Genomic DNA, 14259 nt, shown 5'->3' on the forward strand with positions numbered 1-14259 from the left:
GGTAGCCGTCGGGAGGGGCGATTTCTTAGCGTTTGCGCAAGCCAGACACCGGAGGCTTCATGCCTCCGGTGTCCTCCCCACCAAGGTGACTTGCGTGCTCACAAGCCGCGAATCGTACCATAAAATGAGAATAATTCTTATTTGCAAAGGTGGCGCATGCAATCACTTCCGCAGGAGTTTCTGGCGCTGTGCCGCCAATTGGGCGATGCGCAAAAGCGCTGCAGCGCCACGGTGTCTGCTCAGGCGGCGCAGATTGTGGCCCTTCAAACCCAGGTGGTGCGACTGCGTGCCGAGGTGATCGTGCGGGACACGCGCCTTGCCCTGGCGCAGGACGAACTGGCGCAGATCAAGGTCGCGCACCCCAGCCTGCCACGCCGCCGGGCGATGGCCCGCCACATCAGCGTGCTCGTCGACCGCATTGCGGGCCTGTCGCGCGAATGCCTGCGCTGGCGGCTGGCAGCCCAGGCGGAGGTGGCGCCGGCCCAGGCTGCGGAGCCCCCACGGGGCCACCCCACGAGGGCCGGAGGTGTTGCCAACCACCCGTCTCAGCGCTGGGCGGTGGACCGCACCGCCTCCACAGGGCTGCGGGACGGCTCGCTCGATGCCAACCTGGCCGCTGCCGATTTGGTCATCTGCCAGACCGGTTGCATCAGCCACGACGAGTACTGGCGCGTGCAAGACCACTGCCGCCGCACAGGCAAGCCCTGCATCCTGGTGGACCAACCCCTGGCCGTGCGCGAGGCCGAGGTGCTGGCCGCCATCCAGCCCATGGTGATTCTGCGCATGACGCGCGCGCAGTGTCCCGTGGGCAGTGCGCCGGTGGCCGATGGCGTCATGATTTTGGATAAAAAAAGCCGCTAGCGCTTTATGGATTTGCGCTAACAGCTATAAAAATAGTAGCAATCGAGCTGCATGTTGTCTGCGGTGTGACTGCACTTGGCCAGACCCCGCCGCGCTACCATCCGCAGATGCCCTTGCTCACCGATGACGCCCCCGCACTGCCGCTGGATGCCCAGGGCATTCTTGAACTGGCGGCGCGCTCCATGTTCCAGCTGTTCTCCAGCGTCAGCCAGGGCATGTTCCTGGTGGACCGCAGCGGCCGCATCGTGTGGGTGAACGAGGGCTATCAGCGCTTTCTGCCTGACCTGGGTTTCTCGTCGGTCGATCAGTTTGTCGGGCGCACGGTGGAGGAGGTCATCCCCAACACCCAGATGCGCCGTGTGCTGGAGACCGGCCAGCCCGTGCTGATCGACCTGCTCACCAACAAGGCCGGCACCTTTGTGGTCAGCCGCATCCCGCTGCGCGACGATGCCGACCGCGTGATCGGCGCCATTGGCATTGTGCTGTTTGACCACCCCGAGACCACACTGCAGCCACTGATCAGCAAGTTTGCGCTGCTGCAGCGCGACCTGGACGACGCGCGGCGCGAGCTGGCCAGCCAGCGCAGCCGCTCGCTGGCCGTGGCGGGCGACGGCGAGCGGCGCGCCAAATACACCTTTGCCAGCTTTATCGGATCGAGCCCTGCAGCGGCCGAGGTCAAGCGCCAGGCGCGGCGCGCGGCGCAGTCCAGCAGCCCAGTACTGCTGCTCGGCGAGACGGGCACGGGCAAGGAACTGCTGGCCCATGCCATCCACGCGGCATCCAGCCGCGCGAGCGGCCCGTTTGTGAGTGTCAACATTGCCGCCGTGCCCGACACGCTGCTCGAAGCCGAGTTCTTCGGCGTAGCCCCCGGCGCCTACACCGGCGCCGACCGCAAGGGCCGCGACGGCAAGTTCAAGCTGGCCGACGGTGGCACGCTCTTCCTCGACGAAATCGGCGACATGCCGCAAAGCTTGCAAGCCAAGCTATTGCGGGCCTTGCAGGAGGGCGAGATCGAGCCGCTGGGCTCCAACAAGCTGGTGCCCTTCAACGTGCGCATCCTGGCGGCCACCTCGCGCGACTTGGCGACGCTGGTGCGCGAAGGCAAGTTCCGCGAGGATTTGTTCTACCGCCTGCACGTGCTGCCTGTGCGTGTGCCACCGCTGCGGGCGCGCCGCACCGACATCCCGGCGCTGGTCGAGGCGCTGGGTGAAGACCTGGCCCTGCGCAACGGCACGGCCCCGCCCGAGCTGCTGCCCGACGCCATGGCGTTGCTGGCGGGCCAGCCCTGGCGCGGCAACATCCGCGAGCTGCGCAATGTGCTGGAGCAGGCCGTGATGCGCAGCGACTCCCCGTCCATCGACGCGGCGCAGCTGGAGCGCGTGCTGCGTGAAGCCGGCGTGGAGCCTGCCGCACCCGCCCCTGTGCAGGACGCCGCCCCGATGGGCGATGCCGAGGATGAAAGCCGCTACCTGCGGCCGCTGTCCGAACAGGTGGCCGAGTTGGAGCGGCGTGCCATCGCCGCGACCCTCAAAGCCCATGGCGGCAACAAGCTCGCCACGGCACGCCAGCTGGGCATCTCGCGGGCCACGCTTTATGGACGTCTGGAAAACCCTGAATAAATATTGGGCATATGTCTGATTTATAGACAATTTATTTGTCCATAAATCAGACTGTGTCGCACAGGTGTCAGAAGAAGTTTCATAAAAATCAACAGCTTGCGTGTTGGCATGAACTGTGCAATGTTCAGGCATCACAACAAGGAGACATCGCCATGCACCGTCGCACCCTGGTCGCCCTCGCCACTGCAGCCGTTACCGCCGCCACGCTTTCCGCCCCCGCATTCGCCCAGACCGGCGAAATCCGCATCGCCCACGTCTACAGCAAGACCGGCCCGCTGGAGGCCTACGGCAAGCAGACCCAGACCGGCCTGCTGATGGGCCTGAACTACGCCACCGGCGGCAGCATGACCGTCAATGGCAAGAAGCTCGTGGTGATCGAGAAGGACGACCAGGGCAAGCCAGACCTGGGCAAGAGCCTGCTGGCATCGGCCTACTCCGATGACAAGGCCGACATCGCGGTGGGCCCCACGTCGTCGGGCGTGGCCCTGGCGCTGCTGCCCGTGGCCGAGGAATACAAGAAGATCCTGCTGGTGGAGCCCGCCGTGGCCGATGCCATCACCGGCGACAAGTGGAACAAGTACATCTTCCGCACCGGCCGCAACAGCAGCCAGGACGCCATCTCCAACGCCGTGGCCATCGACAAGGCTGGCGTCACGGTGGCCACGCTGGCGCAGGACTACGCCTTTGGCCGCGACGGCGTGAAGGCCTTCAAGGACGCACTCAAGAACGCCAAGCTCGCCCACGAAGAGTACCTGCCCACCACCACCACCGACTTCACCGCCGGTGCGCAGCGCCTGATCGACAAGCTCAAGGACGTGCCCGGCCGTAAGGTCATCTTCATCATCTGGGCCGGCGCGGGCAACCCCTTCAAGATCGCCGACATGGATCTGAAGCGCTACAACATCGAGATCGCCACGGGCGGAAACATCCTGCCCGCCATGGCTGCGTACAAGAACTTCCCGGGCATGGAAGGCGCCACGTACTACTACTTCGGCATCCCCAAGAACCCCGTGAACGAAGCCCTGGTGGCCGCGCACTACAAGGAGTTCAAGACCCCGCCGGACTTCTTCACCGCCGGTGGTTTCAGCTCCGCCATGGCGCTGGTCACTGCCCTCAAGGCCACCGGTGGCGACACCAATACCAACAAGCTCATCAAGACCATGGAAGGCATGAGTTTTGATACCCCCAAGGGCAAGATGACCTTCCGCAAGGAAGACCACCAGGCCATGCAGAGCATGTACCACTTCAAGATCAAGGTGGACCCGGCCTTCGCCTGGGGCGTGCCCGAGCTGGTGCGCGAGATCAAGCCCGAAGAGATGCAAGTGCCGATTCGCAACAAGCGATAAGCGGATTTGCGTGGCCCCGGGGCGCTGCCCCTGGGGGCTCATCCCGCGGGGGCGGCCGCCCCTTTTTTTCCAGTGAATTGATGCATGAACTCCCGGATTACACGGGGGGCTGGGTCGGTTTTTCTCAAAATTATTTGGAGACAAGACAACATGGCTTTCAATTTCATCCGGGCGGCCGCAGCAGGAGCTGCCATCACGCTGTGCGCTACGGGCGGTGCATATGCCGCCGTCAACCTTCCCGCGCTCAAGATCGACAAGACCCAGACCACCGTGTCGGGCCTGTCCGCAGGCGGCTTCATGGCCGTGCAGCTGCACGTGGCGTATTCGGCCACGTTTGCCAAAGGGGTGGGCGTGGTTGCGGGCGGGCCGTTTTATTGCGCCGAGGGCTCAGTCGTCAATGCCACGGGGCGCTGCATGGCCAGCCCGGCGGGCATTCCCACCAGCACGTTGGTCAGCACCACCAACACCTGGGCCAGCCAGGGCGCCATCGACCCCGTGGCCAACCTGCAGAACTCGAAGGTCTACCTGTTCTCGGGCACGCTCGACAGTGCGGTCAAGACCGGCGTGATGGATGCCCTGCGCACCTACTACAGCAGCTTTGTACCGGCCGCCAACGTGGTCTACAAGAAGGACATCGCTGCCGAGCACGCCATGGTCACCGACGACTACGGCAACGGTTGCACCACCAAGGCAGCGCCCTACATCAGCAACTGCAACTTCGACCTGGCGGGTGCCATGCTGCAGCACCTGTACGGCCCGCTCAATGCACGCAACAACGCGGCGTTGCCCACCGGCAACTTCATCGAGTTCAACCAGAGCGAATTCATCTCCAACCACGGCATGGCAACCACGGGCTGGGCCTATGTGCCGCAGGCCTGCCAGGCGGGCGGCAGTGCCACCTGCAAGCTGCACGTGGTGCTGCATGGCTGCAAGCAGAACATCAGCGATGTGCAGCAGCAGTACGTGCGCAACACCGGCTACAACCGCTGGGCCGACACCAACAGCATCGTGATGCTGTACCCGCAGACCAGCACCGCGGCCACCAACAGCTGCTTTGACTGGTGGGGCTACGACAACGCCAACTACGCCAAGAAGTCCGGTCCGCAGATGGTCGCCATCAAGGCCATGGTGGACCGCGTTTCCAGCGGCGGCACCACCAACCCGCCGGTGGACCTGCCTGCCCCCACGGGCGTGAGCACCTCGGGCGCCACGGCCAGCAGCATGGCGATTGCCTGGAATGCCGTCTCGGGCGCTGCCAGCTACAACGTGTACCGCAATGCCAACAAGGTCAACGCGCTGCCCGTGACCGCAACGAACTACAGCGACACCGGCCTGGCCGCTTCCACCACCTACAGCTGGACCGTGCGTGCCGCCGATGCCAGCGGAGCAGAGGGCGCTGCATCCGCCGCCGCATCGGGCACCACGTTGGTAGCCCAGGGCGGCGGAGGCACCTGCACCACCGCCAGCAACTACGCCCACACCGTGGCCGGCCGTGCCTATGTGTATGGCGGCTACACCTTTGCGCTGGGCTCCAACCAGAGCATGGGGCTGTGGAACATCTTCGTGAACAACACGCTGAAACAGACGAGCCCGAACTACTACGTCATCGGCACGTGCCCTTGACAATGCGCTGAACGCCGCGCGCTCTGTCCATTTCAGGACAGGGCGCCCGACACCAACGAATGAAGACGACCGTGAAAGTGAAACACCACCCATGAGCACCTTGGCCACCAAGGACTTGACCATCCGCTTCGGCGGCCACGTGGCGGTCAACGCCGTGACCTGCTCTTTCGAGCCCGGCACGCTGACCGCCATCGTGGGCCCCAATGGCGCGGGCAAGACCACGTACTTCAACCTCATCTCCGGGCAGCTGCGCGCCAGCGCGGGCAGTGTCACCCTGGGCGGGCAGGACCTCACGGGCCAGTCGGTCTCGGCGCGCACGCATGCGGGCCTGGGCCGGGCGTTTCAGCTTACCAACCTGTTTCCCAACCTCAGCGTGCTGGAGAACGTGCGCCTGGCCGTGCAGGCCACGCAAGAGGGCAAGCACCGCCGGGGCCTGAACCTGTGGAGCATCTGGAGCGACCACCGCGACCTGACCGACCGCGCCCGCGCCATCCTGCAGGCCGTGGCCATGCTCGACCGCCAGGACACGCCCGTGGCCAGCCTGCCGCATGGCGACCAGCGCAAGCTCGAAGTGGCGCTGCTCATGGCGCTGGAGCCGCAGGTCTACATGTTCGACGAGCCCACGGCCGGCATGAGCCACGACGAGGCCCCCGTGATCCTGAACCTGATCCGCGAACTCAAGAAGGACAAGACCAAGATCATCCTGCTGGTGGAGCACAAGATGGACGTGGTGCGCGAGCTGGCCGACCGCATCATCGTGCTGACCAACGGCACGCTGGTGGCCGATGGCCAGCCGGCAGAAGTGATTGCATCGCCCGTGGTGCAGGAAGCCTATCTTGGCGTGACGAAGGAGGCGGCTGCATGACCACCACCACGAACAACACGGGCAACCTGCTCGAACTCAAGGGCGTGCACACCCACATCGGCGCGTACCACATCCTGCACGGTGTGGATTTGGCGGTGCCCAAGGGCCAGCTCACCATGCTGCTGGGCCGCAACGGCGCGGGCAAGACCACCACGCTGCGCACCATCATGGGCCTGTGGCATGCGTCGCAGGGCTCGGTCCACTTTGCGGGCAAGGACATCACGGCGCTGAACACCCCGCAGATCGCGGGCATGAACATCGCCTACGTGCCCGAGAACATGGGCATCTTCGCGGACCTCACCGTGAAGGAAAACATGCTGCTGGCCGCGCGCAGCGCCAAGAACGCCGCGCAGATGGACACGGCACGGCTCGAATGGATCTTCAAGCTCTTCCCGGCCGTGGAGAAATTCTGGAACCACCCGGCCGGCAAGCTCAGCGGCGGTCAAAAGCAGATGGTGGCCGTGAGCCGCGCCATCGTCGAGCCGCGCGACCTGCTCATCGTGGACGAGCCCAGCAAGGGCCTGGCCCCCGCCATCATCAACAACATGATCGATGCGTTCGACCAGCTCAAGAAGAGCGGCGTGACCATCCTGCTCGTCGAGCAGAACATCAATTTCGCCAAGCGGCTCGGCGACACCGTGGCCGTGATGGACAACGGCAAGGTGGTGCATGCGGGCAGCATGGCCGCGCTGGCGCAAGACGAGGCACTGCAGCGGTCGCTGCTGGGGTTGGCACTATGAATTTCACACCAAATTTCAAGCTTTTTTGGCCACTGGCGCTTGATGATAAAGCGCTGATAGCTATTAAAAATATAGCATTTTCGCGCATGCTGCTTGCCGCGCAAGGAGACCGGGCATGAGCATCACCCGCGACTTCGACTGGAAGCCCCTGGCCCTGGTGCCAGCGCTCGCGCTGCTGGTGCTGCCCTTCATCGGCTCGCCCAGCACCTGGCTCACGCTCACGGTGGCGGGGCTGGCCATGGGCATGATCATCTTCATCATCGCCTCGGGCCTCACGCTGGTGTTCGGCTTGATGGACGTGCTCAACTTTGGCCATGGCGTGTTCATCGCGCTCGGCGCCTTCGTGGCCACCAGCGTGCTGGGCACCATGGGCGACTGGACGGGCTCCGACCAGCTGTGGCGCAACCTGGTGGCGGTGCTGCCGGCCATGCTGGTGGCCATGGCCGTCGCAGGGGCGGTGGGCCTGGCGTTTGAGCGCTTCATCGTGCGGCCCGTGTACGGCCAGCACTTGAAGCAGATCCTCATCACCATGGGCGGCATGATCATCGGCGAAGAGCTGATCAAGGTCATCTGGGGCCCTGCGCAGATCCCGCTGCCATTGCCCGAAGGCATGCGAGGCTCGCTGCTCGTGGGCGACGCCGCCATCGAGAAGTACCGTCTGGTGGCCGTGGCCGTGGGCCTGCTGGTGTTCGCCGTGCTGGCCTGGACGCTGTCGCGCACCAAGGTGGGCCTGCTGATCCGCGCCGGCGTACAAGACCGCGAAATGGTCGAGAGCCTGGGTTACCGCATCCGCCGCCTGTTCATCGGCGTGTTCGTCGTGGGCTCGGCCCTGGCGGGTCTGGGCGGGGTGATGTGGGGCCTGTACCAGCAGAACGTGATCCCGCAGATGGGCGCGCAGGTCAACGTGCTGATCTTCATCGTGATCATCATCGGCGGCCTCGGGTCCACGGGCGGCGCCCTCATCGGCGCGCTGCTGGTGGGGCTGATGGCCAACTACACCGGCTTTCTGGTGCCCAAGGTGGCGCTGTTTTCCAACATCGCGCTGATGGTGGCCATCCTGCTGTGGCGCCCGCAGGGTGTCTATCCCGTGGCCAACCGCTGAAGAGGAGCCGACTGATATGCTGAACCGACTTTTCTCTGGCGACTACCCGCGCAGCAAGGTACTGGCGGTGATCCTCGTGGCCATCCTCATCGGGCTGGCGTTTGCACCCTTCCTGTTCCCGGGCGTCAAGGCGCTGTCCGTGGCCGCCAAGGTGCTGATCTTCGTGGTGCTGGTCGCCAGCTTCGATTTGCTCTTGGGCTACACCGGCATCGTGAGCTTTGCGCACACCATGTTCTTCGGCATCGGGGCCTACGGCATCGCGGTGGCCACCACACGCATGGGGCCCACCTGGACGGCGCTGGGCGTGGGCATTGGCGGCGCGTTGCTGCTGTCGCTGCTGCTGTCGCTGGCGGTGGGCTTGTTCTCACTGCGCGTGCGCGCCATCTTCTTCGCCATGATCACGCTGGCCGTGGCCGCGGCGTTCCAGACGCTGGCCTCGCAGTTGTCGGACATCACTGGCGGCGAAGACGGCCTGACCTTCAAGGTGCCCGAGATCCTGTCGCCCAGTTTCGAGCCCTTCGATGATCCTTTCCTGGGCGTCGCTATCGATGGCCGCCTGATCTGCTACTACCTGCTGTTCGTCACTGCCGTGGCGCTGGTGCTGGCGCTGCTGCGCATCGTCAATTCACCGTTCGGCCGCGTGTTGCAGGCCATCCGTGAGAACGAGTTCCGCGCCGAGGCCATTGGCTACCGCGTGGTGGTGTACCGCACCACCTCCAGCGTGTTGTCGGCGCTGTTTGCCACCATGGCAGGCGCGATGCTCGCGCTCTGGCTGCGCTACAACGGGCCCGACACCTCGCTCAGCTTCGAAATCATGATGGACTGCCTGCTCATCGTGGTGATTGGCGGCATGGGCACCATCTACGGCTCGGCCATCGGGGCCGTGCTCTTCCTGGTGGCGCAGAGCTATCTGCAGGATCTGCTGCGCCTGGGCCACGAGGCCACATCGGGGCTGCCCTGGGTGTCTGCCTTGCTATCGCCCGACCGCTGGCTGCTGTGGCTGGGCGTGCTGTTCGTTTTGTCGGTCTATTACTTCCCCACCGGTGTGGTGGGGCGCCTGCGCGCGGCAGCTGCGCGCAAGGCGGCGTGAGAAAGCCAACGCCGCCTGGGCGGTCGTTGGTGGGATGGAGCTGCGCGAAAAGCAAACAAGAAATACCAGGAGACAAGCACATGAAGATGAGCATGATGAAGGCGCGGGTGCGTCCGTTCGTTCCCGCTGCCGTGGCCGCCGCTGTTTTGGTCGCCTGTGGGGGCAGCAGCGACGGCGACAGCGCCGCGCTCAACACCAAACCCGCCTACCTCGGCACGGTCAGCGAGGCCACCTACGACGGCAGCACCAATGACCTGCTCACCGCGGGCCTGGGCGCCACGGGACTGGCCGCTGCAGTGCCGCCCGCCTCTGCCGACCCGCTCAAGCCCACCGCCGCCGAGCTGCGCCGCCTGGCCATCCACACCAACTACCGGGCCATGCTCGACATGACGGCCGCGGGCGGATATGGCCTGCTGTACGGCCCCAATGTGGATGCGCAGGGCAAGGCCACGGCGGGTGAGGGCAAGGTGGCGGGCACGGAATACATCGCGTTTGCCGACGACGGCACGGGCCGCAAGAACGTTACGCTCATGGTGCAGGTGCCCACCAGCTTCAACCCGGCCAAGCCCTGCATGATCACGGCCACGACCTCGGGTTCGCGCGGGGTGTACGGCGGTATCTCCACGGGCGAGTGGGGCCTCAAGCGGGGCTGCGCCGTGGCTTACTCGGACAAGGGCACAGGCGGCGCGCCGCACGACCTGCAAAACGACACCGTGCCACTCATCGACGGCACCCGCGCCACGGCCGCTACTGCGGGCAAGAGTGCGGCGTTCAACGCAGGCCTCACATCCACGGAACTGGCGGCCTTCAACACCGCCACGCCCAACCGCTTTGCCTTCAAGCACGCCCACTCGGGCCAGAACTCCGAGAAGGACTGGGGCACCACCACGCTGCAGGCCGTGGAGTTCGGCTACTACGTGCTCAATCAGCGCTACGGCAACACCAACGCAGCGGGCCAGCGCCTGAAGACACTCACGCCCGGCAACACCATCGTCATCGCGTCCAGCATCTCGAACGGCGGGGGCGCCGCCATTGCTGCCGCAGAGCAAGACACGCAGGGCCTGATCAGCGGCGTGGCCGTGTCCGAGCCCGCGCTGGAACTGCCCGCCAACCCCGGCGTCACCGTGCGCCGTGGCAGCACCGAGGTGGCCGTCACGGGCAAGACGCTGGTGGACTTCACCACCTACGCCAACCTGTACCAGGCCTGTGCGTCGCTGGCGCCGTCAGTCAGCACCAGTCCCTTTGCCGCAGCGTTCGCGGCAGGGTTTGCCAGCGCCGCGCTGCCCATCGCCCCCAACCGCTGCGCGGCGCTCAAGACGGCGGGGCTGCTCTCGGCATCCACCACCGCAGCGCAGGCCGAAGAGGCGCTGCAAAAGCTGCGCGCCTATGGCTGGGAGCCCGAGTCGAATGACCTGCATGCCTCGCTGGCGGCATTCGAAGTGGCCCCGGCCGTGGCGGTGACTTTTGCCAACAGCCTGTCGCGCAGCAGCGTGAAGGACCACCTGTGCGGCTTCAGCTACGCGGCCACGGCGACCACAGGCGCGGTGGCGCCCCTGGCGGCCGCAGCGTTGCCGGGCATGTTTGCCACCGGCAACGGTGTACCGCCTTCCGGTGGCATCAACCTCGTGAACAACCTGGGCAAGCTGGGCCCGGCGCGTGACTTCCTGTCGTTCTCGGACGCGGGCGTGGCCGACTGGAATACGGCGGGCGCGCTGTGCCTGCGCAACCTGGTGACCGGCACCGATGCGGCCGCCAAGAAGCTTCAGGCCGGCGTGGATGAAACGCGCCGCAACGGCAACCTGCGGGGCAAGCCCACTGTCATCGTGCACGGCCGTGCCGATGCGCTGCTGCCCGTGAGCCACACTTCGCGCCCCTATGCCGCGCTGAACAGGAAGGTCGAGGGGGCTGCCAGCAGGCTCAGCTATGTGGAAGTGGCCAACGCCCAGCACTTTGACGGTTTCATCGGTCTGCCCACCGTGCTGCCGGGCTACGACACGCGGTATGTGCCGCTGCACGTGTACCTGAACCATGCGCTGGATGCCGTGTACGAGCACCTGGCCAACGGCAAGGCCCTGCCCGCCAGCCAGGTGGTGCGCACCGTGCCCCGTGGCGGCACGCCCGGCAGTGCGCCAGCCATCACTGCGGCCAACGTGCCGCCGCTGGCCACCGTGCCTGCCGCAGCCAATGCGATTGCCATCACGGCGGGCGCCATCTCCATCCCCGACTGACGCAGGCCGCAGGGCTGCAAGAGTAGGGATCACGCCCGTGCTGCGCGCCCGTTGCAAGCGCGCGCGGCGCCGGGGCCGTGTGTTTCTGACACCAAGGATGGATGTATGAATGCTGTGATGAAGACCTGGGCTCGCCGTATGGCGGCGGCGCTGGCAGTGCCCGTTGGGCTGTTGCTGGTGCTCGGAGCCAGTGGCGGTGCGCCGGCACGCGCGGCAGAGATTGTGGTGGGGCAAGTGGCCCCGCTATCGGGTGTGCTGGCCAGCACCGGCGCGCAGATGGTGCTGGGCGGCAAGATCTACTTCGACTGGGTCAACGCCCAGGGCGGCGTGCACGGCGCCTCCATCCGCCAGGCGGTGGTGGACGACGCCTACAAGGTGGCCGACACCGTGAAGCTGACCCGTGAAATGCTGGCCAAACCCGAGGTGGTGGCGCTGTATGGCTTTGCGGGCACGGCCAACATCACCCAGCTGCTGGCCGATGGCGTGCTGGAGCAGGGCGGCGCCGCGCTGGTGGCGCCCTACACCGGGGGTGAGTCGCTGCGCAACCCGTTCAACCCCTGGATCTTTCATGTGCGCGCAGGTTATGTGGACGAAACCGAGCACATGGTGCAGCAGCTCACCACCCTGGGCATGAACCGCGTGGCCGTGATGTACCAGGATGACGGATTCGGAAAGGCGGGCCTGGCGGGCGTGGAGGCAGCGCTGGCCAAGCGCAATCTCAAACTGGTGGTGGCTGCGGGGTACGAGCGCAACACCGACAAGGTGGATGATGCCGTCAAGGCCATCAAGGCGGCCGATGTGCACGCCGTCATCATGATCGCCGTGAACAAGCCCGCCGCCGCATTCATCCAGCGCTACCGCGAGCAGGGTGGGGGCGCGCAGCTCTACAACATCTCGGTGGTGGACCCGACCGAGTTGGTCAAGCTCGCGGGCCTCAAGAATGCACACGGCCTCGGTATCAGCCAGGTGGTGCCTTACCCCTACCGGCCGCAGCTGCCCGTGGTGCGTGAATACCAGTCGCTGCTCAAGAAATACGCGCCCGAGGCAGAGGTCAATTACACCAGCTTCGAGCAGTTCTTGGGCGCCAAGGTGCTGGTCGAGGCCCTGCGCCGTGCCGGGCCCTTGCCCACGCGCACCAAGATCGTCAAGGCGCTGGAGTCAATGCAAAGCTATGACCTGGGTGGCATCACGCTCGGCTATTCGCCCACCAATCGCATCGGCTCACGCTACGTTGAAGTGACGGTCATCGGCAGCAACGGCCGCCTCATGAAATGAATGCTTCGCTCCCAGTCCGCAGGTTGTTTGATCAGCAACTGGCATCCCTCTACTGACTCACAAGGTTGTCCACCATGACTCCGTTATCGCGCTATACCACTTGCGCCGGCTATGAAATCCACTACATGGAGTGGGGGGCGCGCGATGCCCCCGTGGTGGTGGCTTGGCACGGCCTGGCGCGCACCGGGCGCGACATGGATGAGCTGGCAGCCCACCTGGCGCCTCGTTACCGCGTGATCTGCCCCGACACCATCGGCCGGGGCCTGAGCCAGTGGGCGCGTGCGCCGCAGGACGAATACCAGCTGTCGTTCTACGCGCGCATTGCGGCCGGCCTGTTTGACCAGCTGGGTATCGAGCAGGCGCACTGGGTGGGCACATCCATGGGCGGCGCCATCGGCACCGTGTGCGCCTCGGGCCTGTTCGAGCCACAGCTCAAGGGTCGCATCACCAGCCTGCTGCTCAACGACAACGCGCCCCGCCTGGCGGATGCCGCGCTCGAACGCATCAAGGCCTATGCGGGCCACCCGCCATCGTTTGACACGGTGCAAGAGCTGGAGGCGTTCTTCCGGCAGGTGTACCAGCCCTACGGCTGGCTCAGCGATGCGCAGTGGCGCCGCCTGACCGAGACCTCGACCCGCCGCCTGCCCGATGGCCGGGTGACGCCGCACTACGACCCGGCCATGGTGCAGCAGTTCACGCACCACGCCAACGACTACCTGATCTGGGACCACTACGACGCGCTCGACATCCCTGTGCTCTGCCTGCGCGGTGCCGACTCGGACCTGGTGCTGCGCGAAACCACTGCCGAGATGTTGACCCGTGGCCCCGGTGCGCGGGGCCGGGCGCAGGTGGTGGAGGTGCCCGGCTGCGGCCATGCCCCCGCGCTCAATGTGCCGGAGCACTACGCGCTGGTAGACGGGTTTCTGGCCGACGCGGGTTGACGCGGGGCGGGGCGTTGCGGGGGTATCCCCGGGAGCTAAAGGTAGCCGGGCTGGGGGTACATTGGCGAAACGCCTTTGAGTCCGCTGTCATGAAACCCCTGAAGCCCCTTCTGCTCACCGCCTCGCACCTGCCCACCTTGGGTCTTGGGTTTGCGCTGGGCGTGTATGCGCTGCCGATCCTGATCGCGCCGGATGCTCCCACGCAGCAGGAAATCCAATCCCGCCTGCCCGCCGCCCGATGGACCGCCACCTTCCGCCGTGACCTCAAAGACAGCGATGCCTTGCACTGGGGCGAGGGCGCTGTGTCTGTCGGCCCGCAAGCCATCAGTCTGCTGGGCAAGCTGGCCCCGGGGCCGGACTACAAGCTCTACCTGTCGCCTGAATTCGTGGAAACCGAGGCCGACTTCAAGCGCCTCAAGCCGCAGATGTTGCGCGTGGGGGATGTGAAAACGTTCAACAACTTCATCGTCCCGGTGCCGCAGGGCGTAGACCCGGCCAGGTTCAACACCGTGATCGTGTGGTGTGAGACTTTCAGCGAGTTCATCACTGCCGCGCAGTACCGGTAGTTC

Annotated in this window: 13 protein-coding genes; all 13 read left to right on the forward strand. The window is 65.6% G+C overall.

All coding sequences use genetic code 11. The features are described 5' to 3' along the window. Positions 1–156: 156 nt before the first annotated feature. On the forward strand, positions 157–861 hold the full coding sequence (locus ARADN35_RS26000) for a DUF2325 domain-containing protein (RefSeq protein ID WP_010460439.1): 705 nt from the start codon (positions 157–159) through the stop codon (positions 859–861). A 107-nt stretch (positions 862–968) separates the two neighbouring features. Further along, positions 969–2480, forward strand: a complete 1512-nt coding sequence (locus ARADN35_RS0106835; RefSeq protein WP_010460441.1) for a sigma-54 interaction domain-containing protein — start codon at positions 969–971, stop codon at positions 2478–2480. 152 nt (positions 2481–2632) lie between these two features. Further along, a complete protein-coding gene (locus tag ARADN35_RS0106840) occupies positions 2633–3826 on the forward strand; it encodes a substrate-binding domain-containing protein (RefSeq protein ID WP_010460443.1) in 1194 nt (397 codons plus the stop codon). A 150-nt stretch (positions 3827–3976) separates the two neighbouring features. Continuing rightward, complete coding sequence (locus ARADN35_RS0106845) at positions 3977–5449, forward strand: extracellular catalytic domain type 2 short-chain-length polyhydroxyalkanoate depolymerase (RefSeq protein WP_010460445.1); 1473 nt, start codon at positions 3977–3979, stop codon at positions 5447–5449. Between the two features lie 91 nt (positions 5450–5540). Continuing rightward, a complete protein-coding gene (locus ARADN35_RS0106850; protein WP_010460447.1) occupies positions 5541–6314 on the forward strand; it encodes an ABC transporter ATP-binding protein in 774 nt (257 codons plus the stop codon). Continuing rightward, on the forward strand, positions 6311–7054 hold the full coding sequence (locus tag ARADN35_RS0106855; RefSeq protein WP_010460450.1) for an ABC transporter ATP-binding protein: 744 nt from the start codon (positions 6311–6313) through the stop codon (positions 7052–7054). Before ARADN35_RS0106850 ends, ARADN35_RS0106855 begins: the two co-directional genes overlap by 4 nt. Further along, positions 7051–7173 carry a hypothetical protein gene (locus tag ARADN35_RS28675; protein WP_258070059.1) on the forward strand — a complete coding sequence of 41 codons (123 nt, stop codon included), beginning with the start codon at positions 7051–7053 and terminating at the stop codon, positions 7171–7173. Before ARADN35_RS0106855 ends, ARADN35_RS28675 begins: the two co-directional genes overlap by 4 nt. Further along, positions 7170–8156 (forward strand): branched-chain amino acid ABC transporter permease, encoded by a 987-nt coding sequence (locus tag ARADN35_RS0106860; protein WP_010460452.1) that lies wholly within the window; start codon positions 7170–7172, stop codon positions 8154–8156. Before ARADN35_RS28675 ends, ARADN35_RS0106860 begins: the two co-directional genes overlap by 4 nt. A gap of 16 nt (positions 8157–8172) precedes the next feature. Then, entirely contained in the window at positions 8173–9246 is a 1074-nt protein-coding gene (locus ARADN35_RS0106865) for a branched-chain amino acid ABC transporter permease (protein WP_010460454.1), read from the forward strand. Between the two features lie 80 nt (positions 9247–9326). Then, positions 9327–11474 (forward strand): D-(-)-3-hydroxybutyrate oligomer hydrolase, encoded by a 2148-nt coding sequence (locus ARADN35_RS0106870; RefSeq protein WP_010460457.1) that lies wholly within the window; start codon positions 9327–9329, stop codon positions 11472–11474. Between the two features lie 105 nt (positions 11475–11579). Then, a complete protein-coding gene (locus ARADN35_RS0106875) occupies positions 11580–12749 on the forward strand; it encodes an ABC transporter substrate-binding protein (RefSeq protein WP_010460459.1) in 1170 nt (389 codons plus the stop codon). 74 nt (positions 12750–12823) lie between these two features. Then, on the forward strand, positions 12824–13690 hold the full coding sequence (locus ARADN35_RS0106880; RefSeq protein WP_029413608.1) for an alpha/beta fold hydrolase: 867 nt from the start codon (positions 12824–12826) through the stop codon (positions 13688–13690). Between the two features lie 89 nt (positions 13691–13779). Continuing rightward, a complete protein-coding gene (locus tag ARADN35_RS0106885; RefSeq protein ID WP_010460463.1) occupies positions 13780–14256 on the forward strand; it encodes a DM13 domain-containing protein in 477 nt (158 codons plus the stop codon). Positions 14257–14259 lie beyond the last annotated feature (3 nt).

This window comes from Acidovorax radicis N35, assembly GCF_000204195.1.
GTDB classification, from domain to species: domain Bacteria; phylum Pseudomonadota; class Gammaproteobacteria; order Burkholderiales; family Burkholderiaceae_C; genus Acidovorax; species Acidovorax radicis.